This is a genomic window from Pseudomonas sp. Ps21-P2, assembly GCF_039672565.1.
Taxonomy (GTDB): Bacteria; Pseudomonadota; Gammaproteobacteria; order Pseudomonadales; family Pseudomonadaceae; genus Aquipseudomonas.
Genome location: NZ_JBDFPL010000012.1, coordinates 3581 through 26110 on the forward strand (window position 1 = coordinate 3581; position 22530 = coordinate 26110).

The 22530-nt window shown below is 61.0% G+C and carries 20 protein-coding genes; 15 read left to right on the forward strand and 5 right to left on the reverse strand.

What is annotated here, in order from left to right; genetic code table 11:
- Positions 1-196: 196 nt before the first annotated feature.
- The 3 genes from ABEH28_RS24730 to ABEH28_RS24740 all read left to right on the forward strand — a co-directional run bounded on the left by ABEH28_RS24730 (position 197) and on the right by ABEH28_RS24740 (position 1497).
- Entirely contained in the window at positions 197-613 is a 417-nt protein-coding gene (locus tag ABEH28_RS24730; RefSeq protein ID WP_346631347.1) for a hypothetical protein, read from the forward strand.
- Between the two features lie 227 nt (positions 614-840).
- Positions 841-1215: a hypothetical protein gene (locus ABEH28_RS24735; protein ID WP_346631348.1), complete on the forward strand. Its 375-nt coding sequence runs from the start codon at positions 841-843 to the stop codon at positions 1213-1215.
- Between the two features lie 21 nt (positions 1216-1236).
- The gene (locus ABEH28_RS24740) at positions 1237-1497 is read left to right on the forward strand and encodes a hypothetical protein (RefSeq protein ID WP_282371956.1); all 261 of its coding nucleotides are present in this window, start codon (positions 1237-1239) and stop codon (positions 1495-1497) included.
- A 75-nt stretch (positions 1498-1572) separates the two neighbouring features.
- Here the strand turns inward: ABEH28_RS24740 and ABEH28_RS24745 are convergent, their stop codons facing one another.
- A complete protein-coding gene (locus ABEH28_RS24745; protein ID WP_192174775.1) occupies positions 1573-2571 on the reverse strand; it encodes a bile acid:sodium symporter family protein in 999 nt (332 codons plus the stop codon).
- Between the two features lie 220 nt (positions 2572-2791).
- Entirely contained in the window at positions 2792-3022 is a 231-nt protein-coding gene (locus ABEH28_RS24750; RefSeq protein WP_346631349.1) for a hypothetical protein, read from the reverse strand.
- 470 nt (positions 3023-3492) lie between these two features.
- On the opposite strand from ABEH28_RS24750, the gene ABEH28_RS24755 reads away from it, so the two are divergent.
- The 8 genes from ABEH28_RS24755 to ABEH28_RS24790 all read left to right on the forward strand — a co-directional run bounded on the left by ABEH28_RS24755 (position 3493) and on the right by ABEH28_RS24790 (position 12356).
- Complete coding sequence (locus ABEH28_RS24755; RefSeq protein ID WP_346631350.1) at positions 3493-4908, forward strand: serralysin family metalloprotease; 1416 nt, start codon at positions 3493-3495, stop codon at positions 4906-4908.
- A 115-nt stretch (positions 4909-5023) separates the two neighbouring features.
- Positions 5024-5353 carry an AprI/Inh family metalloprotease inhibitor gene (locus ABEH28_RS24760; RefSeq protein WP_192174778.1) on the forward strand — a complete coding sequence of 110 codons (330 nt, stop codon included), beginning with the start codon at positions 5024-5026 and terminating at the stop codon, positions 5351-5353.
- Positions 5354-5376: 23 nt separating this feature from the next.
- Positions 5377-7173, forward strand: a complete 1797-nt coding sequence (locus tag ABEH28_RS24765) for a type I secretion system permease/ATPase (RefSeq protein WP_346631351.1) — start codon at positions 5377-5379, stop codon at positions 7171-7173.
- A complete protein-coding gene (locus ABEH28_RS24770) occupies positions 7166-8470 on the forward strand; it encodes an HlyD family type I secretion periplasmic adaptor subunit (RefSeq protein WP_192174780.1) in 1305 nt (434 codons plus the stop codon). Before ABEH28_RS24765 ends, ABEH28_RS24770 begins: the two co-directional genes overlap by 8 nt.
- Before the next feature lie 13 nt (positions 8471-8483).
- A complete protein-coding gene (locus ABEH28_RS24775) occupies positions 8484-9830 on the forward strand; it encodes a TolC family outer membrane protein (RefSeq protein WP_192174781.1) in 1347 nt (448 codons plus the stop codon).
- Between the two features lie 196 nt (positions 9831-10026).
- The gene (locus ABEH28_RS24780) at positions 10027-10455 is read left to right on the forward strand and encodes a DUF2231 domain-containing protein (RefSeq protein WP_282371962.1); all 429 of its coding nucleotides are present in this window, start codon (positions 10027-10029) and stop codon (positions 10453-10455) included.
- Positions 10452-11744, forward strand: a complete 1293-nt coding sequence (locus ABEH28_RS24785) for a sorbosone dehydrogenase family protein (protein ID WP_346631352.1) — start codon at positions 10452-10454, stop codon at positions 11742-11744. Before ABEH28_RS24780 ends, ABEH28_RS24785 begins: the two co-directional genes overlap by 4 nt.
- A gap of 147 nt (positions 11745-11891) precedes the next feature.
- On the forward strand, positions 11892-12356 hold the full coding sequence (locus tag ABEH28_RS24790) for a GNAT family N-acetyltransferase (protein WP_346631353.1): 465 nt from the start codon (positions 11892-11894) through the stop codon (positions 12354-12356).
- 84 nt (positions 12357-12440) lie between these two features.
- Here ABEH28_RS24790 and ABEH28_RS24795 read toward each other — a convergent pair whose 3' ends face one another.
- From ABEH28_RS24795 to ABEH28_RS24805, 3 genes are all read right to left on the reverse strand, one after another.
- Positions 12441-13295 carry a lytic transglycosylase domain-containing protein gene (locus tag ABEH28_RS24795; RefSeq protein WP_336620239.1) on the reverse strand — a complete coding sequence of 285 codons (855 nt, stop codon included), beginning with the start codon at positions 13293-13295 and terminating at the stop codon, positions 12441-12443.
- 171 nt (positions 13296-13466) lie between these two features.
- Positions 13467-15875, reverse strand: coding sequence for a type III effector HrpK domain-containing protein (locus ABEH28_RS24800; protein ID WP_346631354.1), 2409 nt, complete (start codon positions 15873-15875; stop codon positions 13467-13469).
- Positions 15876-16110: 235 nt separating this feature from the next.
- On the reverse strand, positions 16111-16662 hold the full coding sequence (locus ABEH28_RS24805) for an RNA polymerase sigma factor (protein WP_282371966.1): 552 nt from the start codon (positions 16660-16662) through the stop codon (positions 16111-16113).
- Positions 16663-16932: 270 nt separating this feature from the next.
- Here ABEH28_RS24805 and sctW point away from each other — a divergent pair, with 270 nt between their 5' ends.
- Genes sctW through ABEH28_RS24825 form a run of 4 tightly spaced genes read left to right on the forward strand, consistent with a single transcriptional unit; the run spans position 16933 to position 22528 of the window.
- Entirely contained in the window at positions 16933-18042 is a 1110-nt protein-coding gene (sctW, locus tag ABEH28_RS24810; RefSeq protein ID WP_282371967.1) for a type III secretion system gatekeeper subunit SctW, read from the forward strand.
- On the forward strand, positions 18042-20177 hold the full coding sequence (gene sctV, locus ABEH28_RS24815; protein WP_346631355.1) for a type III secretion system export apparatus subunit SctV: 2136 nt from the start codon (positions 18042-18044) through the stop codon (positions 20175-20177). Before sctW ends, sctV begins: the two co-directional genes overlap by 1 nt.
- Before the next feature lie 18 nt (positions 20178-20195).
- The gene (sctD, locus tag ABEH28_RS24820) at positions 20196-21182 is read left to right on the forward strand and encodes a type III secretion system inner membrane ring subunit SctD (protein WP_346631356.1); all 987 of its coding nucleotides are present in this window, start codon (positions 20196-20198) and stop codon (positions 21180-21182) included.
- Positions 21179-22528: a FliI/YscN family ATPase gene (locus ABEH28_RS24825; protein ID WP_346631357.1), complete on the forward strand. Its 1350-nt coding sequence runs from the start codon at positions 21179-21181 to the stop codon at positions 22526-22528. The genes sctD and ABEH28_RS24825 overlap by 4 nt, the downstream gene beginning before the upstream one ends.
- Positions 22529-22530 lie beyond the last annotated feature (2 nt).

Consider the following 22530-nt stretch of genomic DNA (forward strand, 5'->3'; position numbering starts at 1 on the left):
CCCCCCCCCCCCCCCCCCCCCCCTATGGCCTCTCAACTGCACCGACGTCTTAGCAAACTTTGAAGCTAAAATATCAACCGCGAACATTTTAAAAAATACAGAAGTGATAAAGGGGACGGACCCCTTAAGTTACGAGTCTCCTTCCCCTGAAGGAAGCTGACCCTGCAACGTGTAAAATTTAAACATAAGGTAAAACATGATTACGTCCGCTGAAGAATTTGTGACCCTCCGTGCCAGCCGTATCAAGGCCGAATACGACAGGTCTGCGATGGAGGAAGCGCCTCTCGCAGTATGGCGGGAAGTCGTTAAGGCATATCCCGATTACGTGCAGTGGGTAATACATAACAAAACAGTTCCGCTTGAGATTCTTGAAGAGCTGTGCGCGTCGCACCCTGATAGCAGGTATTTCATAGCAAGGAAACGGAAACTTTCGCTGGAGATGTTTGTATACCTTTCGCAAGACTCTGACCCCATGGTGAGGAGTGGAATAGCCCTCAACCAAAAGACTCCTTTGGAGATAGTTGAAAGGCTGTGTTGTGATGAGGACGAAGATGTGGCCGACACTGCAAAGAGACACTACAAAGCCAGGAGAAATGCAGTCATGGACAAATAATCAGGCACCTGTAACAAGCGGCCTTGGCAGGCTGGCCCATATAAACCGGTTAAAAAGCGCGGCTTTTTAATTCTGATGATTCAATTTCTTGCACCAGGCTAAGGGGACAAATCCCTTTATTACTAAAAACCTCATAGACACGTACTCTACTGGAGTGATTTGCACAGCGAACGACAATCGGCATTGAGAAAAACCGGTATGGTAATGGGCAAAGGAAAGATAAAAAAATGAGCACCAACACTCCTCAGTACAACAAACAGAAACTTGAGGCCATGTTGCGATCGGAAGATATGACGGTAGCGACGGATGCGCTTCTATATCTTTGCTTTAATATCGATGATCCGGAATGGATTCAGGTTAAGTGTATAGACGTAATAGAGAAGCATCGCAATGACGACGTCAGGGGGCTGGCCATGACATGCATAGGCCACGTTGCCCGTATGCATAAAGTAATTGATAAATCTCTGGTGATTCCCGTGCTGTTTGAAAAGCTTAAGCACAGCACCCTGTCTGGCCGAGCCCAAGATGCTCTTGACGATATCGACGTCTTTATCAACCGGCCAACATATCTAGGATTAAAAGGGGACGACTCCCTTAACTAAGCGATGCCAGGAATCCAAGCTATGAAAAATCTCTCAGCGTTTACCGCACATGGCACGGCAACCGGCAGCCATAAAAGCATCCAGCTTGATGAAATATCGATCATCGCGGATTCCGAAACCATGAGAGCGTTAGGAAACTTCCTGATCAATGCAGCGGACGAAATGGCGCAATACGGTGTGGAACACCTCCATCTTCAAGACTTCGCCGAAAATTTCTCTCATGAAACCCATGTGGATTTTATCGCTTTGAACCGAGAGCTTATTGACCTTACGAACGAATAGGCCCACTCACTCCAAACGCAAAAAGCCCCGAATCATCGGGGCTTTTCCATCACGCCAGTCAGTTGATCACCAGAATCAAGGATCAACCTGCGCCATCAACTCCGCCACTGGCTCCGCCCGCTTCGCATACCGCTGGGCCACCACCGCACACACCATCAGTTGAATCTGGTGAAACAGCATCAGCGGCAAGATCAACAACCCAATCGTGCTCCCCGCAAACAGCACTTGCGCCATCGGCACGCCGGTCGCCAGACTTTTCTTCGAGCCGCAGAACAGGATGGTGATGCGGTCTTCCTGATTGAAGCCGAACAGCTTGGACAGCAAGGTCGCAGCCACGAGCACCAGCGTCAGCAGCAGGCAGCACACCAACACCAGCCCGGCCAAGTCCCAGATTGGCGTCTTCTGCCAGATGCCTTCGTTGACCGCCTCGCTGAACGCGCCGTAGACCACCAGCAGGATCGAGCCCTGATCGACGAATTTCAGCCAGTTCTTGTTGCGTCCGACCCAGGCGCCGATCCAGCGCCGCATGATCTGGCCGGCAATGAACGGCAGCAGCAACTGCACGCTGATCTTGACGATCGCATCGAGGGTCGAGCCGCCTTCGCCGTGGACGTTCAGCAACAGCGTGACCAGCAGCGGGGTCAGGAATATCCCGAACAGGCTGGAGGCCGCCGCGCTGCAGATCGCCGCCGGGATATTGCCGCGCGCCAGTGAGGTGAAGGCGATCGCCGACTGCACCGTCGCGGGCAGCGCGCACAGGTACAGAATGCCCATGTACAGGTCTTTGCCGATCAGGGGCGACAGCACGGGTTTGAGTGCCAGGCCGAGCAAGGGAAACAGGACGAATGTCAGCCCGAACACCAGCAAATGCAGGCGCCAGTGCCCCGCGCCGGCGATGATTGATTCGCGGGACAGTTTGGCGCCGTGAAGAAAGAACAACAGCGCGATGGCGATGTTGGTCAGCCAGCCAAAACCGACGGCCACCTGCCCGGTGGCCGGCAGGAAGCTGGCGATGATCACCACAGTGATCAGCATGAGGGTGAAGTTGTCAGGGAGAAAACGGGGGCGGGTCATCTGCGTCATCCGAAGGTGCCAGGAACATGCCCGTCACTTTAGCGCGCAATGTACCTGCCGACTAACGCCAATATGTCGATCAATAGCGGCTAACGGACACTCCGGACGGTCTGGACCTACCGATGACCCATTCCCGGCTAAAGCCGGTCCCACTAGAAGCAGCGGGAGCCGCTTGCGAGACATTGCGTCGACAAGCGGACCAACCACACCCTGGGTAATGTCAGGCCAGACCGCCCTGAATCACGCGCATCACGGTCACTCGACGCTGACCGGGATTGTCTGCAATGAGCCGGGACAACGCGGCCTGCCACTTCACGATGTCTTTCTCTTTCGAGAGCATCATCAGTTGTTCCCAACCCATCGGTCCACGGGGGCCAGCCTGCGCAGCGGCTTTCTCGGGACTGTCTTCGCGTTTCAAAAGGTATGCTGCAATTTCCGAGAGAGTACTCATCGCCGGCTCCTGGCATGCGCGTCGTAGGGCATGCCGATTCAAAACTAAAGGTAATTTCAGGAGTGCCTTCGCGCCAATTTTCTGTGATCGAGGCCGCCTGTAACAGGGCTGTAGCAAAGTTCAGACCAACAGAAGCATGGCCATCCATTACTCGTTTGCCCCATCAAAGCGGTCTGGGAAAGACCGGTTAATCACCCTCAATTTCCCCGTCGCTGACAACCCTGTCGCGCAGGGCTGCTGACCACCCCAAAACTCAGAAGGTGTAACGCCAGCGTGTCACCTGAGTACAAATTTTTGTCGAATTTGTTACAGATTTGAGAAATCTTGATACATTTTCGATGAAATCGCTGGACCATCGTCCCAACCCTGTGCCAGTTTTTCCTCGCTTCATGCACCAAGCGAGTGATTGGATGACCTCGCACCTGAGGTCATTCGGTCGTTTTTTTTCACGCAGACAAGGATATGTCTGAATGTCGAAACTTAAACTCAATGCCCTCAGCGTCACGCCACAGGGCCCAAGCGCTGCATACAACCAGATCAACACGTTCAGCCACCAGTACGACCGAGGCGGTAGCCCGATCAATGGAAAACCGTCGTACACGGTGGACCAGGCAGCCGACTACATCTTGCGCGACCATGCCGCATGGGCAGACTCAAACAGGAGCGGCACCATCGAGTTGACCTACACCTTCCTGACCAGCCGACCCGCCGATTTCGATCGCACCCTGGGCACGTTCAGCGCCTTTTCGGCACTGCAACAATCCCAGGCCAAGCTTTCGATGCAGTCGTGGGCCGATGTAGCGAAAGTCACCTTCACCCAAGCCAACTCCGGCGGTGACGGGCACATGACGTTCGGCAACTACAGCGGTGACAACGGCGGCGCGGCGTTTGCCTATCTCCCGGATAGCGGATCGTATGCAGGTCAGTCCTGGTACATGATCAACAGCAGCTACCAGGTCAACGCCAACCCTGGCACCAACAATTACGGGCGCCAGACCCTCACCCACGAAATCGGCCATACACTGGGCCTGTCGCACCCCGGCGATTACAACGCCGGCAACGGCAACCCGACCTATGCCGATGCCACCTACGCCCAGGACACTCGCGGCTACAGCGTGATGAGCTACTGGAGCGAAACCAACACCGGCCAGAACGCCAAAGGGGCCTACGCTTCGGCACCCCTGCTCGACGATATTACCGCCGTACAAAAGCTGTACGGTGCCAATCTCGCGACACGCGCCGCAGACACCACCTACGGGTTCAACTCCACGGCAGATCGTGACTACTACTCGGCGACGTCTTCGTCGTCCAAGTTGGTGTTCGCGGTATGGGATGGCGGTGGCAAGGACACCCTGGACTTCTCCGGCTACACCAACAACCAGAAAATCAACCTCAACGAGGCTTCGTTTTCGGATGTCGGCGGCCTGGTGGGCAACGTGTCCATTGCCAAAGGTGTGGTCATCGAGAACGCCATTGGCGGCTCGGGCAATGACCTGATCATTGGCAATGGCGCAGCCAACGAACTCCGTGGCGGTGCCGGCAACGACATCATCTTCGGTGGCGGCGGTGCCGATAAACTGTGGGGTGGTACGGGCGCGGATACGTTTGTATTCGCGGCCAGCAGCGACTCACGGCCGTCGACCCCGGACCAGATCATGGACTTTGTCAGCGGTCAGGACAAAATCGATCTGTCGGCCATGCCGGAGTTTGCGACAAGCCACATTCCGCTGACGTTCGTCAGTGCGTTCAGCGGCACGGCAGGTCAGGCCGTGTTGTCCCAGATCAGCACCGGCAGCGCCTTGTCGATTGACTTCACGGGTGACCGTGCGGCCGATTTCCTGGTTAACACCGTAGGCCAGGCCGCCACGACAGACATCGTGGTTTAAGCCTGAGGGGGCGGCGTGCAAACGCCGTCCCTGCCTGATCCGGAGCAGATCAATGAACTGGAAGACCGCGGCGTGTCTGTTCACGACGCTTTTCACCTTAAGCGGAGCCCCCCTCATGGCCAGCAGCCTACGTCTCGCGAGCCCCGCCGAACTGGCCGGTCCCTGGCAGTTTTACCCCAAGGACGATGCGCAGAAACCCTGCACATTGATTCTGCAAGAACAGGACGGACAGCTTGCCGGGGATCTGGCCTGCGCCGGCCATTGGCTGGGCGGCACACCGGCCACCTGGTACCCGACGCCTGATGGCATCGCGCTGGTCGACAACCACGATGAACTCCTGGTGCACATGGGTCGCCAGCGAGAAGGGTTCTACATGGCCCGACTGCCCGACGGCCGCACCCTTTTTCTGCAACGCGACGCCGCAAGCACCACCCCACGCTCCTGACTCTTTTTCAAGGATGAACCCCCATGACCCAAGGCCGGCCAAGCCCCCTGCCGCGCGCGCCCATGTGGGCCACGCTCAAGGCCTACAAAGGCATCCTGCTCAGCATCGGCGCCTTCACCGCGCTGATCAACGTGTTAATGCTGGTGCCCTCGGTCTACATGTTGCAGGTTTACGACCGGGTGCTGTCATCGCAAAACGAAACCACGCTGGCGATGCTGACCGTGATGGTCGTCGCCTTTTTCATGTTCATCGGGCTGATGGAAGCCATACGCAGCTTTGTGGTGATCCGTATCGGCAGCGATATGGAGCGACGCCTGAACCTGCAGGTGTACCAGGCGGCTTTCGAACGCAACCTCAGCCTGGGCGAAGGCAATGCTGCACAGGCCCTGGGCGATTTGACCCTGGTCCGGCAGTTCGCCACCGGCCCGGCGTTGTTCGCCTTCTTCGATGCGCCGTGGTTCCCCATCTACCTGGCGGTAATCTTTCTCTTCAACCCCTGGCTGGGCGTGTTTGCCACTGTGGGTGCGGTGATCTTGATCGCCCTCGCCTGGCTGAATGAAACCCTGACCCGCAAGCCACTGGCCCAGGCCGGGCACTTTTCTGTTGCATCGAGCCAGTTGTCCGGCAGCCACCTGAATAATGCCGAAGCGATCCAGGCCATGGGCATGCTGGTACCGTTGCGCCAGCGATGGTTCGCCGTGCACAGCCGTTTTCTGGAGCGGCAAAACCGGGCGAGCGACATCGGCGCGCTGATCGGTTCGTTCAGCAAATGCCTGCGTTTGTGCCTTCAATCACTGGTGCTGGGGCTGGGTGCCCTGCTGGTCATCGAAGGCCAGATGAGCGGCGGCATGATGATCGCCGGCTCCATCCTGATGGGTCGTGCGCTGGCCCCGATCGATCAACTCATCGCGGTCTGGAAACAGTGGAGTTCCGCGCGGCTGGCATGGCAGCGCCTCGACGCCCTGCTGATCGCCCACCCCGAACGTCCGACGCCCATGCCCCTGCCCGCTCCCACCGGGCATATCAGTGTCGAGCAACTCAGTGCCGCACCACCGGGGCGGACCACCGTGACGCTGCAGCAACTGAGTTTCACCGTGAATGCCGGAGAAACCCTCGGTGTGCTGGGGGCGTCCGGCTCTGGCAAGTCAACCTTGGCCCGGGTCTTGATCGGAGTCTGGCAACCCCTGGCCGGGGTGGTTCGTCTGGACGGTGCTGAGTTGCACCGCTGGGACCGGACCGCGCTGGGCGCCCATGTCGGTTATCTGCCCCAGGATATCGAACTGTTCAGTGGCAGCATTGCCGACAACATCGCACGCTTTACCAGCGCCGATCCGCACCAGGTGGTGACCGCAGCCCGACTGGCAGGCGTGCACGAAATGATCCTGCGTCTGCCCCAAGGCTATGACACGCAGTTAGGCGATGGCGGCTCCGGGCTGTCCGGCGGTCAGAAGCAGCGCGTGGCGCTGGCCCGTGCGCTGTACGGCGAGCCGAAGCTGGTGGTGCTCGACGAACCCAACTCCAACCTCGACAGCAACGGCGAAGCCGCATTGGCCGCTGCCATCGCGCAGCTCAAGGCTCGCGGTTGCACGGTGATTCTGATTACCCATGGCTCTGCCGTACTGAATCAGGCTGACCGTCTGCTGGTGCTCAACGACGGACGGCTGCAATTGTTCGGCCCGGCGCGTGATGTTTTGAAAGCGCTCTCCGGTACCCAGCCTGCGCCTGAACGGTCGCAAGGGGTGCAAGGGGTGCAAGGGGTGCAAGGGGTAAGTACCAGTCGCCAGCTTGGCGCGCAGCAAGGAGGCCAGCGCCATGAATGAACACATCATCAAACCCGAACGCAGTGCACAGTTTTTCGTCAGCGCAGGCTGGTGGCTGGCCCTGCTCGGTGCCGGCAGCTTTTTCCTCTGGGCTGCACTTGCCCCGCTCGACCAAGGCATCGCCGTGCCTGGCACAGTGGTGGTCTCCGGCAAGCGCAAAGCGGTGCAGTCGGTGGACAGCGGCGTGGTCAGTCGCATCATGGTGCGCGAGGGCCAATTAGTGCATCAGGGCCAACCACTGTTCCAGCTTGACCACACCCAGGTGCAGGCCGACGTGCAATCGTTGCGTGCCCAGTACGAACTGGCCCAGGCCAGCATCGCCAGGCTCCAGGCAGAACGAGACGGCAGTGTGCAGGTACGCTTTCCCGAGGCCCTGTTACAGCAAGCGTCTCCACAGCTGCTCGGCGTGCTGGAAGGCCAGCGGCAGTTGTTCAGCAGCCGTCATCAGGCGTTTCAGCGATCCCAGGCAGGCATCCATGCAAGCATCGAAGGTGGCATTGCCCAACTCGCCGGCATGCGCCAGGCGCGCAATGACCTTCAAGCCCAGGCCGAGTCCTTGCGCCAGCAACTGGAAAACCTCCGGCCGCTGGCCGAACGAGGCTACATCGCCCGCAACCGCTTGATGGACTACGACCGGCAACTGTCTCAGGTGCAACGTGATCTGGCACAGAACACCGGTGACACAGGCCGGGTCGCTCAGCAAATCGAGCAATCACGGCTGAGCCTGCAGCAAGGTGTCGAGGAGTATCAAAAGGAAGTGCGCGGGCAACTGGCCGATGCCGAGCTGAAAAGCATCACGCTTAGCCAGCAACTGGCCTCGGCACAATTCAGTCTGACCCACAGTGAAATCAACGCTCCGGCCGATGGCATTGCCGTGAACCTCTCGGTGCACACCGAAGGCGCGGTGGTGCATGGCGGTGAATCGCTGCTGGAAATCGTGCCCCAGGGCGAGGGCCTCGAGATCGAAGGCCACCTGCCGGTGAACATGGTCGACAAGGTGGCCGAACAGCTGCCAGTGGATGTGCTCTTCACCGCGTTCAATCAGAGCCGTACGCCGCGCGTGAATGCCACGGTCAGCCTGATTTCCGCCGATCAGTTGCTCGACGAGCGCAGTGGTCAGCCGTACTACATCGTGCGCAGCACTGTCACCGACCAGGCGCTGGCCACACTCAAGGGCCTTGTGATCAAACCCGGCATGCCGGCGCAGATGTTCGTGCGCACAGGCGAGCGCTCTCTTCTCAATTACCTGTTCAAGCCTTTGATGGATCGCGCAGGAATGGCACTGACCGAGGAATAGGATGTTTCGGTACATGAAAATCTGGCTGGCAGCACTGCTGTGGATCAGCGCCAACATGCAGGCCCAGGCAATGGGCTTGTTTGACGTTTATGAGCAGGCCTTGCGTAACGACCCGGTGTTCCTCGGCGCCATGAAGGAGCGTGACGCGGGGCTGGAGAATCGTAATATCGGCCGTGCCGGGCTCTTGCCCCACGTGGCCTGGAACTACAACAAGGGACGCAACGACTCGAGGGCCACCTACAAAAGCGACGATCGCCCCAACTCCCGCGAGGACCGTCACTACAACAGTTTCGGTTCGACGCTGAGCGTGCAGCAGCCGATCATCGACTACGAGGCCTACGCCAACTACCGCAAGGGTGTGGCACAGGCCTTGTTTGCCGACCAGGCCTTTCGAGGCAAAAGTCAGGAGTTGCTGGTGCGGGTGTTGTCCGCTTACAGCCAGGCGCTGTTCAGTCGCGATCAGATCGAGATTGCCGAGGCAAAGAAGAAGGCGTTCGAGCGGCAGTTCGAGCAAAACCGACAGATGTTCGATCAGGGCGAAGGCACCCGCACCGACATCCTGGAAGCCGAATCCCGTTACGAATTGGCCGGAGCCGAGGAAATCGAAGCGCAGAATGAGCAGGACGCAGCGTTGCGCGAGCTCGGGGCCTTGATCGGCGTGCCTGAGGTGCGCATCGACGAACTGGCGCCTCTGCGTACGCCGTTCAACTTCCTTGCGCTGACGCCCGCCACGTACGAAGCGTGGAATGCCATCGCCTTGAGTGAGAACGCCGACCTCGCCTCCCAGCGCCAGCTGCTGGAAGTCGCGCATCAGGAGGTGAAACGCAACGTCGCCGGGCATCTGCCCAAGCTCAACGCTTACGCCACGGTGCGCAGCATGGAATCCGACAGCGGCAATACCTACAACCAGCGTTACGACACCAATACCATTGGCCTGGAAATCAGCCTGCCGCTGTACGCAGGTGGTGGCGTGAGCGCCTCCAGCCGCCAGGCCAGTCGTAGCCTGGAGCAAGCGGAGTATGACCTTGAGGGCAAAACCCGTGAGACGTTGATCCAGTTGCGCCGACAGTTCAACGCTTGTGCCACGGGCGTACGGAAAATCCGTGCTTACGACAAGGCGTTGGCTTCAGCGGAGGCATTGGTGGTGTCCACGCAATACAGCATCAAGGGTGGCGAGCGGGTCAACCTGGACGAACTGAATGCGCAACAACAGCTTTACAGCACCCGTCAGGACCTGGCCAAGACTCGATATGAGTACTTGATGGCCTGGATCAAGCTGCATTACTACGCCGGCACCCTGACCGGTGAGCAGTTGGCGCGGGTCGATGAGGCATTTGGCGCGGGTCGGCCGTCACGCTAAACATCAGTGGCCATATGGGTAACGTCCGGTTCACCTCCGTGGCCACCGAATGCGCAGTTGTAACTGCATATTCGGAACGCCCAAATAACGTGAACTATGTTCCTGACCAATTGATCCCAAACGATGCGCACCCTGCGCGGCCCTGATGGGTCAGTTCATCTGCACAGCATAAGCGTCAGTAAAATAGGGAGCCGTCGTGAACACTACCGCCCATCTTGTCTACCGAAACCCGCCAGGCCCGCTACACGCGATATTGCTGGCCGGCACCGTCCCGCTGTTTCTCGGCGCATTGCTGAGCGACATCACCTACTACCAGACCTATCAGATCCAATGGAGCAACTTCGCGTCCTGGCTTATCGCCGGGGGGCTGGTGTTCTGCGGACTCGCCGTACTGTTCGCGCTGGTCAATCTGATCCGGGCCGATCGCAAAGCCGGGCGCCCCGTGGTCTACCTCGTCTTGTTGGTGGTGACCTGGGCACTGGGGCTCGTCAACGCCTTTGAACACGCCAAGGATGCCTTCGCCAGCATGCCGTCGGGCCTCGTTCTCTCCGCACTGACCACGCTGCTGATTGCCGTGACGGCGTGGCTGGGACTCACCAGCATCCGTTCGGGAGAAGGACAATGAGCCACTCGATCAAACTGACCGCGATCAGCGTCGCGTTGTTGTTAAGTGGCTGCGGTGACGCCGGGGATGCCACCCAGGCATTGGGGCCCGATCCAAAATTGCCGGCTGCCCAGCGCGGTCTTTTACCCAGCATGAAGATTGCCGAACCGGCGTTGTGGGGCGACCAGAAGCCCACCGTACCTGAGGGCTATAGCGTGACGGCCATCGCCGCCGACTTGCAGATTCCCCGCCAGACGCTTGTGCTGCCCAACGGCGATATCCTCGTGGCTGAAGGCCGTGGCGGAAACGCCGCGAAACTCAAACCCAAGGACGTGATCGCGGGGTACATCAAGGCCCAAGGCAACACCAAGGTCAAAGGCGGCAATCGCCTGACCTTGCTGCGGGATGCAGACGGTGACGGCGTCTTCGAGACGAAGACGGTGTTCGCGGAAAACCTCAACGCGCCCTACGGGCTGGCGTTTGCCAACGGCAAATTGTACGTGGCCAACCAGGACGAATTGGTCCGTTTCGATTATCAAGAGGGCCAGACCAAGGCCAGCGGCCCACCGATCAAAGTCACTGACTTGCCCGCTGAAATCAACCACCACTGGACCAAGTCACTGGCTGTTAGTGACGACGGGCGCACCTTGTATGTCGGCATCGGTTCGAACAGCAACGTGACCGAGCGCGGTATGGAGGTCGAACTCGACCGGGCCAGGGTCTGGCAGGTAGATGCCGAGACCGGTGCTCACAGAGCTTACGCCACCGGCATCCGCAACCCGACGGCCTTAACCATCCAGCCGCAAACCGGGAAGTTATGGGCGGTGGTCAATGAGCGCGATGAACTCGGTCCGGATCTGGTTCCGGACTACCTGACCTCGGTTCGCGAGGGTGGATTTTACGGGTGGCCTTACAGCTATTGGGGTCAAAACGTCGACACCCGAGCCCAACCGCAGAACCCGAAAATGGTCGCTGCCGCCATCAAACCCGACTACAGCCTCGGTTCCCACGCCGCTGCCCTTGGTGTGGATTTTTCCATCCCGGCGATGGGCGAGAAGTACGCCGAAGGGGTGTTCATTGGAGAACACGGCAGTTGGAACCGGGAAAATCCGGTGGGGTACAAAGTCGTTTTCGTACCGTTCAGCAATGGCCGTCCGAACGGCGCGCCGATTGACTTTGCGACCGGCTTTCGCGGTGGCGACGGAAAAACCCGCGGGCGGCCAGTCGGCGTGACGGTGGACCCGCGCGGTGCACTCATCATCGCCGACGACCTGGCGAATACGGTATGGCGGGTCACTCGTAATCGATGAAGCATGAATTCCAGGCAGGGCAATCCTGCCTGGAATGCACAAAGGCGGTTACTGCTCCACTGGCGTGGATTGATTCATGGGACGTGATAGGGCGAATATCCGTGGTATCCCCATTGATCTGGCATCTGGCCAACGGAGCGCAGGCGTTTGAACTCACCCACCGTTTCCCTTGAATCACCCGACCAGTCGGAAGTGATCGCCCTCATCGAAGCGCTTGATGCTTATCAGGTGCCTCTCTACCCGGCTGAGAGTCATCATGGCATCGATATAAAAGCGCTTTCTTCGAAAAATACAGGCTTCGCCGTTGCCCGCTCCAGCGATGGAGAGGCCGTGGCGTGCGGGGCGCTGGTGGTGCACGCGACTCACGGCGAGCTGAAGCGGATGTTCACCCAACCTGCCTTCCGCGGGCAGGGCCTTGCCGGCAGGATTCTGGGTGTTCTGGAAGATGAGGCTCGGAGACGAGGCTGCGGGCGAGTCATGCTTGAGACCGGGTATCTGCAACACGAAGCCATCTCGTTTTACGAGCGCAACGGGTATCAGCGTCGAGGGCCATTCGGTGATTACCAGGATGATCCCAACAGCGTGTTCATGGAAAAGGCTCTGATCTCTTAACGCCCATGTGGGTCGGAGGCACTTCACGCTGAGGAAGGAGCGCGACATGTGCGCGCCCCGCCCCCCGTGGATTCACACCGAACATCAGGCCGGCAATTGCCCCTGACCGCTTTCGATGATTTTTGCGAAGTTCATGACGTTCTCGACGTACTTCGGATCGCCCACGCCGCCGGCATCCGCGAGGTTGCCCTTGTTGACCTTGTCCGGGCCCGAGTTGTAGGCGCGCAGCGCCGAATCCCAGTCACCGAAGGTCGCTTTCTGATCACGCATGTACAACGCGCCGGCCATGATGTTGTCGTGGGCGTTGTTGACGTCGGCGTTGCCGAGCTCGTTGGGGTTGTCTCGCTTGAGGGCCGCAAACGTGTCGGCGTTGACCTGCATCACGCCCGCATCGGTCTTGCCGTTGACGTTGGTGGTGTCTTGGCCCAACTGGCCACGGGACTCTGCCCAGATCTGTCCGGCCAGAATGCTCGGCGGTACGCCGGTGGCCTTGGACGCATCCATGATGTCGTTGCGATAGGGCTCGAGCTGTTGTGGCAGATGCAAATCGCCCGAGCCGCTGAGAGACGTATCGTTCGACACCGCACCAGCATTGGCCGCAGGCGCTGCAGCCGCCTGAGCAGCGCCAGCACCTTCGGCACCACCGCCGGCACCTTCCGCCACGCCAGCACCATCGCCACCGCCTGCACCCTCGGTCGCGCCGCCACCACCTCCCCCGCCGCCGGTCACTGCATTATTCTGCGCAGCGGGATTGCCGGTCTGATTGGGGTTGTTCTGCATCAACATTTGCATCAACTGGATGATCAACGCCATGAGTTGCTGGGCGATGCCGTTCTGGTCTGCGCCACTTGTGAGGGGATTAGCGGCGTTGGTCGTCGGGTCCTGATTTTGAGGGGAACCGAAGTTGACCTGGGACTGCCCGGCATGGGCAAACAGGATCGAACTGGCGTCGAGGGCCTGACCGGCGCCGCCGCCACCGCCCAGGGAATTGCTCTGGCCGGGCTTGCCGCTCAGGGAGGAGAAATCCGGGTGGGCGGCGGGATCGCTCAACGGCCGAAACTGGGAAATACCGATACTCATGATCACTTACCTCTTTCGGGTCAGGAAACATCAATGGGCTTTGGGGATGCCGAACTGATCGAGGACCGGGTCGACGTTGTGATCGAAGGCCTTCTGGGCCTTGTGTTTCTTGACGGCTTCGATGATGGCGGAGATGCCGAAACCCAGGCTCATGGCGGCGTCGGCGATCCAGCCGATCACCGGAATGGACGCACCAATGGCAGCGCCGGCGGCCAAACCTGCTGCCTCTCCCACGACCATGCCGGCAACGCGACCGCTAACTTTCGCCGCCACCTCGCCCAGCCCCGCGCGCCCGGCGGATTTCGCCACGGCGTCATAACCGTGCTTAGCCGCAGAGAGGCCGGATTTGGTGCTGTCGTAAATGGTCTTGGCGGCATCGGTCTTGTCGCCGCGGGCGAGCATGTCTGACACCGAGGCAAAGCCTGCCACCGAGCGCAGCGCCGAAGGACCCATATTCGAGGCGACCTGTGCGGCCATCGACGGCGCGTGGTCTTTATCGCCCTTGGCGTTTTCCAGCACCTTGCGACCGCTCTTGGTGTCTTCCAGATGGTGGAAGGTCGAATCCACATAGCGCGATTGCTGGCTCTGCACGAAGGTGTCGGGCAGCACGCTGTCGTAGGCGGCCTTCTGCGCGTCGGCGGTTTGCAATGCCTCTTCACCGTCGGCTTTCTTCTGATCGAGCAACTGCCGGACGGCGCCGCCTTCGCTGAAGTTACGCACGTACGAGTCCTGAATCTTGCCCTGCAGATCAGGCCGCTGACCGAGTACCTGTTGCGCGGTCGGCACGTTCGCGTTGTCACCGAGCAGGTCTTTCTGCATCTGCAACTGCGCCGACAATCCGCCCACAGCGCTGCTGTAATCGGCGTTCGGCTTGTCCTTTTTGGTGCCCTTGTCAGCCGTGTTCAGGTCCGCTTGCAGGGCCTCGCCGCTGTTGACCTTCTGCATCTGCTCGTTGACGGCCTTCTGCAACGACGGCGTGCTGGCAACCAGCGCCCGCGACTGCTGCGGTATCTGTTTGTCGAGGAAGGCTTGCACCTCAGGATCGGCTTGCAGCTGGCCGATCTTCTCGTTCAACGCCTCTTCGGTCTTGCCGGTCTTGCGCAGGTCCTGGCCGGCGACGACGCTCTGCTGGGTCTGTTGCAGCTTGATCATGACCGCGGCTTTCTGTTCGCCGCTGTAGGCGGACGGGTTGTCGAACACGTCCTTGCCCAACTTGGAAATATCGACATTGGCCACTGAGTTAAGGGTGGCGGCATCGCTGAGCACACTGGCAAATTCGCCGCCGTTAGTGGGGGCCTGCTTGCTGATCCAGTCGCTGATGTTCTTGGCGCTGAACAGCTTGTCCGGGCTGTGGGCCGCCAGCGAACGACCGCTCAGGCCGCCCTGATCGATCTGCGTGAGAAAGCCGGGTTGCGACCAGGTTTTCGCCGCCTGCTTCAGAGGTCCGGCCAGGCCCGGGTTGTCGTTCTGAATGGCCTTGAGGCCGTCGGCGCTGGTCAGGCCATCGACCTTGGTTTTGCCGTCGGCGCCCAGGGCATGCTTGGGATCGGCGGCCTTGGTCAGGGGTTCGTTGGCGCGCATCAACGCGGCGCTGCGGACCATTTCCAGGGATTGAGGGTCGGCGTCCGGATGGTCTTTCTGGTAGTTGGCAATGTCCTTGTCCGCGCTGTCGGCAGCTTTTTGCATGTTCTTGGCGAAGGCCTTGAGATCGCCGTCGGTGATCTTGCCGTCCGCTTTGCCGCCGTGCTTGCCGGTATCGACTGCCGTTTTCAGCGACGGGTTGGCGTTGATGAAGTCCATGGCCTTGGCCGCATCCGGGCCTTTTTCAGCGGCCATGCGCGCGGCGGCGATGGGTCGATTCAGCTCTTTGGCCGCCTGTTCGCGCTGGTCCGGCGGGAGGTTGGCAACCATTGGCGCCCAACGTTCAAGCTCCTTGGGCGACGAGTATTTCGAATCATCGAGAAACGCGGCTTCGCTGGCTTTGGGTGCTTCGGATTGAGCAGCTTCGGCGGGTTTTGCAGCCTCGACCGGCGCTGCGGGGGCAGCGGCCGTGACTGGAGCGGCAGGTTGCGGACTGGCTGCGGGAACGGCACCGGAAGCGGGTGCGTTTTGCGCGGCGGCGTCGGGGGATGACGTGGCGGATTCGGGAGACGACGGCGCCTGTCCTTTGAACAGCTGCGTGAGTTGGGTCAGCAATGACAGCAGCTGCTGTTCGATGCTCTGAGCCTTGCCCGCAGCGCCTGTGCTGCCAAGGCTATTGCCGACAAAGGCACCGTTCGCCGGCGATGGCTGGGTCGACGCGCCGAAGCGAATAGTCGGATCGACGCCCCCCTTCAGTAACAGCGCCGGCTTGGCGTCAGTCAGCGGCAATCCCTGGGCGGTATCGGCGCCAGCAGATTGGGAAGCAGCGGCGTTGGGAGGGGTGCTTAAGATACGCATGAGTCGTCATCCGGGCGTGAAGGATGGCAACTGTGTGGCTGCTGCGCCGCGTCGGTTCCGATAAATGTTTCAGCTTGTTACTCGGACACCGAGCGGGCTGCTGCTTTTTAGTGGGACCGGCTTCAGCCGGGAAGAGGCCTGTGTGAACACCATCCATCCTGCGGCGTGACGCCTGACGCCTTCCCGGCTGAAGTCGGTCCTACACAGTTCGCGTCCAGCCAGCCCCACTGGATGCTCAGGCAAACGGGTCCATCTGCCGCTTGAGTTGCTCCCGGGCCCGGGAAAGGCGTGAGCGCACGGTGCCGATCGGCACGCCGAGGGACGACGCGGTTTCCTGATAATTGCCGTCCATTTCCAGCGACACTTCGATCACCCGCTGCATGTTCGACGGCAGCGTGCCGATGGCCCTGACCACCTGCATCAACTGACGATGGCCGTCGACTTGATGGCCGATGTCGCCATGGCTGTCGGGTTCGGAGTGGGTGTGGTCTTCCCAGCTTTCCTGATACGGCTGGCGGTACATCTTGCGAAAGTGATTGCGGATCAGGTTCAGCGCAATGCCGCACAGCCAAGTCTGGGGTTTACTTGCGTGTTGAAACTTGTGCTCGCTGCGCAGCGCTTCCAGAAAGGTGCTTTGCAGAATGTCGTCGACATCTTCCGGGTTCATGACCCGCTTCTGAATGAAGCCGCGAATCATCTTGATCTGATCACTGGTCAGGTGGCGTATCCCCTGGGCGGGGCGGCGCGCCGGGGAGTCCATATCGAGAATCGCAAGGTTGGAAAACATCAGGGCTCTTCCTTGTTTTGAGTGTAATAGCCCTATAGCGATATGCGTGCCATCCATGGAAATCATGTAAACCTCTGATTTTTATATACAAATAAAAATCATAAGAACAACGCTGTGCAAATCTTTGCGCGAACACACTGTTTCTCCGACGAGATTTGGCACAGATCGGTCTGCCCCACGTCCGCGCACAAATAGATGGAACCGCATTGCGGCTGCGCTCCACTCAGGACCCATGACCAGGCCCCGAACCGAGCTATCCAGAGCCGACTTATGAAGATCGCCGCCCCCATTGCCCCACAGGCATTGCAAACACCCGCGATCGCGCCGGCAAAAATGCAGGCGCCTGCGCCCGCGCCGCTGCATGTCAATCCGCCGAACGTCAACGGCACCTCGCCGCAACAGGTCGCGCGGTTCGCCTCGGCGTTGGTTCAGCAGAGCCGCAGCCTCAGTCAGCGGGAGCTGCTGGCCAGCGGCAACGCGCTGCAATCCCGGGCGGTGAAACTGGGCGAGCTGTATCAGCTGTTGATGGGCAGCCAGGACAAAGGCCTCGACGACGCCGCGCGCAACTTGCGCAAGCAGTTGCAAAACCAGAATGCGTCGAGCCTGGCGCAGATTCTGAGCTACACCGACGGCGACCCGGCCAAGGCCCATGTGATGCTGCAGGCGGCGAGAAAGCAGGCCCAGGCCGACGGTGAAATGGGCGAGCACGTGGTGCTGAGCCAGCAGCTCAAGCAACTGCGTCGCCAATACGGCAAGCGCACCCGGGCCGGCATCAACAGCGCCAAGGCGTTTTCCCGACCGACCTCGGAAAAGCGCCGGGGCGCCCTGCGCAATCTGTACAGCGTGGCGGTGGCCGGGCAGCAGAACATCACCGGGCTGATCGACGCGCTGATCAACGAACAGGAAGAGCCCGGCGAATTCGAGCTGAACCTGCGGGACATGCGCAGCGCCCTCGCCGACGATCTTTCATCCCTCACCCCGTCCACCTCGCCGGCGCAACTGCGCACCTTGATGCACGGCCTGAACACCGCGCGGCACGTCACCACCCTGCTGCGCAGTTGCGAGCATCTGCTGGGCCGCATGCGCAACAAGAATCCCGGGCTGCAAGTGGATGCGGCGGCCTTTCTCAAACACCTGCTGGCGCTGTCGGGCAAGGGCATGAGCCTGGGCGAAACCCTGCAGCTGACGCAACACATCGGAGGCAAGCAGCTCAAGCATCAACTGGCGTTTCTCAACGGGCTGCGGCCCATGCTGCAACAGCTGCCGATTCTGCTCTGGCGCGACCTGAAAAGCCGCCAGAACGCCTTGGGCAACCTGCTCATTCTCATGGCCGAACTGACTCGGCAGGAACAGAACCAGCTCCAGGGGGGCCTCGCCTGATGGATCGTGTCATTAACCTGCTCAATGCGATCGCGCTTGCCGCCATGCGCCGCTCGGAAATCGTCGGTGCGTTCGTGGTCATCGCCATCGTGTTCATGATGATCACCCCGCTGCCCACCGGCCTGGTGGACGTGCTGATCGCCATCAACATCTGCATTTCCTGCCTGTTGATCATGCTGGCGATGCACCTGCCGCGCCCCTTGGCGTTCTCGACCTTTCCGGCGGTGCTATTGCTGACGACGATGTTTCGTCTGGCGCTGTCGATTTCCACCACCCGCCTGATCCTGCTCAATCAGGACGCCGGGCACATCGTCGAAGCGTTCGGGCAGTTTGTGGTCGGCGGCAACCTGGCGGTAGGCCTGGTGATCTTCCTGATCCTCACCGTGGTCAACTTTCTGGTGATCACCAAGGGTTCGGAACGGGTGGCGGAAGTCGGCGCTCGGTTCACCCTCGACGCGATGCCGGGCAAGCAGATGTCCATCGACAGCGACCTGCGCGCCAACCTGATCAGCGTCCACGAAGCGCGCAAGCGGCGCGCCGAACTGGGCAAGGAAAGCCAGCTGTTCGGCGCCATGGACGGGGCCATGAAGTTCGTCAACGGCGACGCCATCGCCAGCCTGATCATCGTCGCCATCAACATGATCGGCGGCATCGCCATCGGCGTGGTGCAGCACAACATGACCGCCGGCGACGCCTTGCAGGTCTATACCGTGCTGACCATCGGCGACGGCCTGATCGCGCAGATTCCGGCCCTGCTGATTTCGGTCACCTGCGGCATGATCATCACCCGCGTGCCGAGTGGCGAGAACGGCGTTGAAGCCAACATCGGCCGGGAGATCGCCGAGCAGATCACCAGCCAGCCCAAGGCGTGGATCATCGCGGCGGTGGCGATGCTCGGCTTCGCGGCGTTGCCGGGCATGCCGACGGCAGTGTTCGTGGTCATCTCGATCATCTGCGGCGTCGGCGGCCTGCTCCAGCTGCACCGCGCCAAGCCCAAGGCCGAGCAGGCCCAGGCGGTGGCCGTCGCGCCGGAAATGAACGGCCGCGAGGACTTGCGTACCTTCTCCCCGAGCCGTCAGTTCGTGATGCAGTTTCACCCCAGCCAGAACCCTGCGCAGATCGAAGCGCTGGTCAGCGAAATCCGTCAGCGACGCAATCGGCTGGTGGTGCAATACGGCCTGACCCTGCCCTCGTTCATCATCGAAACCAGCGAGCTGTTGCCGCCGGACGAGTTTCGCTTTTCGGTCTACGAAGTGCCCCTGCTCCGGGCCACGCTCAGCCAGACCCACGTGGCGGTCGATGCGCGTTCAGTGGAAGGCCTGCCGGAGTCGGCCTCGCTGGAGTCAGCGGTGTACGGCAGCCTCGAGCGTGAGGAAGGTCAGTGGCTGTGGCTGCCGACCGACGCGCCGCAACTGCAGGAAGCCCACATCGAACGCATCGACGCGACCACGCTGATCATCGAGCGCATGGAACGCGTGCTGCAGTCGTGCGGACCGCAGTTCATCGGCCTGCAGGAGACCAAAGCGATTCTCGGCTGGCTGGAATCGGAGCAGCCGGAGCTTGCCCAGGAAATGCAGCGCGTGCTGCCGCTGGCGCGCTTCTCGGCGGTGCTGCAACGCCTGGCCTCGGAGTGCGTGCCGCTGCGGGCGATCCGGGTTATTGCCGAAACCCTCATCGAACACGGCCAGCACGAGCGCGAAGTCACGGTGCTCGCCGACTACGTGCGTATCGCCCTGAAATCGCAGATCTACCACCAGTACTGCGGCCCCGAAGGCTTGCTGGTCTGGGTACTGACACCGGAAAGCGAAGGCATTCTGCGGGACGGCCTGCGCCAGACCCAGACCGAAACCTTCTTCGCGCTGGACAACGAAACCAGCCAGTTGCTGGTGCAGCAGCTGCACATCGCCTTCCCGCTGCGCACCGCCCAGCGCGCGGTGTTGCTGGTCGCCCAGGATTTGCGCAGCCCGCTGCGGACCTTGCTGCAGGAGGAGTTCTATCACGTGCCGGTGCTGTCGTTTGCCGAAATCAGCAATGCGGCGCAGGTGAAAGTGCTAGGGCGCTTCGACCTGGAAGACGACTTCGAGAGCGATCACGAAGACGACCCGCACGCGCTGGATAACGAGTACGCCGCTTGAGTGCCTGGAGAGCGTCACATGTTTGAATTACGCGTATTGACCGGCCTGCACCAGGGCGCCGCGCTGCCGCTGGTGGGTGAGCAATGGGGCATTGGCGCTGACGCCGATCAGGATCTGGCGCTGCATGATCCCGGCGTCGAACAGATGCACTGTCGCCTGCAACGCCAGGGAGAAGGCTGGCGGCTCAACGCTGCCGACGGTTCTATCGCCGATGAAGAGGGACACCTTCATGCCAGCACCCTGCTCACCCCCAATACCGCCTTTGTGCTGGGTTCGGTCTGGCTGTGCGTGTCCCCGGCGCAAGACCCCTGGCCTTCGCTGCCGGCGGTGATTCCTCAAGCGAAGTCCGAGCAGACGTCACAGGCCGAAGCGCCGGCCAGCGCGCCGCTGGAAAAGGTCGAGTCGCGCTCGCGCTTTTTCAACCGCACCACCGGCGTGGTCATCGGCGTGTTGCTGGGCATCGCCGGCAGTGCCTGGAGCCTGAGCCGCAGCGCTGCGCCTTCGTCAGACGCGATGGCAATCAGTACGCCGGCGCAGCAGCTCGCTAAACAAGAGCCCGTCAGGCCCTCGACCACGAAGGGCAAAACAACCGATCAGCCAGCGAGCAAGCGCATACGGCTGACCAGCGTCGACGACGTCAAACGCCAGCTCAACACCATGCTCAGCGAGCGTCTGCTCAGCGATGTCAGCGTGGAGCAGACCCCGGAAGGCCTGGCGTTGAGCGGCAACCTCAAGCCGGAATCGCAGTTGGTCTATCAGCGCATGCTCCAGCGTTTCAAGGACCGCTATGACACGCCGGTCGCGTTGATCGACAACGTCGCCGCCGGCACCAGTGGCCTGCCGTTCACCATCGTGCAGATCATGTCCGGGCCCCACGCCCATCTGGTCACAGCGGACGGTCGGCGGCTGTACGTCGGCGACGAGCTGGCCGGGCTGCGCCTGACCCGCATCGATGACAACCGCATCCAGTTCGACGGCGACCGCCATTACGAGGTGAGCTGGTGAACGCGGCGCTGGATCAATGGAAATCCGCCCACCATCAGCGCCTGAAGGGATTTTCTGCGGTGAAGGTCAGCGGCCGGGTCAGTGCCGTCAGCGGCATCCTGCTGGAGTGCCTGATCCCCGCAGCCAAGGTCGGTGACCTGTGTGAAGTGAGCAAATCCGATGGCAGCACCATGCTCGCGGAAATCGTCGGTTTTACCCGGGATTGCACGCTGCTCAGTGCCCTCGGCACCCCGGACGGCATTCAGGTCGGCGCGCACATTCGGCCGCTGGGCATGGCCCACCGCATCGGCGTCGACGACCGTTTACTGGGCAGCGTGCTCGACGGTTTCGGCCGGCCGCTGCTGGGGGATTCCGAAGGCGCGTTCGCCGGCCCAGGTGACCGACGCGTCACCCTGCCGGTAATCGCCGACGCCCTGCCGCCGACCCAGCGACCGAGGATCAGCAGAGCGCTGCCCACGGGCGTGCGCGCCATCGACAGCGCGATTCTGCTCGGCGAAGGCCAGCGCGTCGGCTTGTTCGCCGGGGCCGGTTGCGGCAAGACCACCTTGATGGCGGAACTTGCGCGCAACATGGACTGCGACGTGATCGTCTTCGGCCTGATCGGCGAGCGGGGCCGTGAGCTGCGCGAGTTTCTCGACCACGAACTGGACGCCACCTTGCGCGCACGTTCGGTGCTGGTCTGCGCCACATCGGACCGATCAAGCATGGAACGGGCCCGCGCGGCGTTCACCGCCACCGCCATCGCCGAAGCCTTTCGTGAGCGCGGCCTGAAAGTGTTGTTGCTGCTCGATTCCCTGACCCGTTTCGCCCGGGCCCAGCGCGAGATCGGCATTGCCGCCGGCGAACCCCTCGGGCGCGGCGGCCTGCCGCCTTCGGTCTACACCCTGCTGCCGCGCCTGGTTGAACGGGCCGGGATGAGCGAGAAAGGCTCGATCACCGCGCTGTACACCGTGCTGATCGAACAGGATTCGATGAACGACCCGGTCGCCGACGAGGTGCGTTCGCTGCTCGACGGCCACATCGTGTTGTCGCGCAAACTGGCCGAGCGCGGGCATTACCCGGCCATCGACGTGCAGGCCAGCATCAGCCGGATCATCAGCAACGTCACCGGCCGCGAGCACCAGCAGGCGAACAACCGGTTGCGCCGTTTGATGGCGGCCTACAAGCAGGTGGAAATGCTCTTGCGCCTGGGCGAATACCAGCCCGGCAGCGACCCGGTGACCGACTGCGCGGTACGCCTGAACGAGCCAATCAATGCGTTTCTGCGCCAGGACCTGCGCGAGCCGGTGCCGATTGAGGAAACTCTCGCCGCACTGATGCAACTCACCTCGCAGCTGCCGGAGTGATG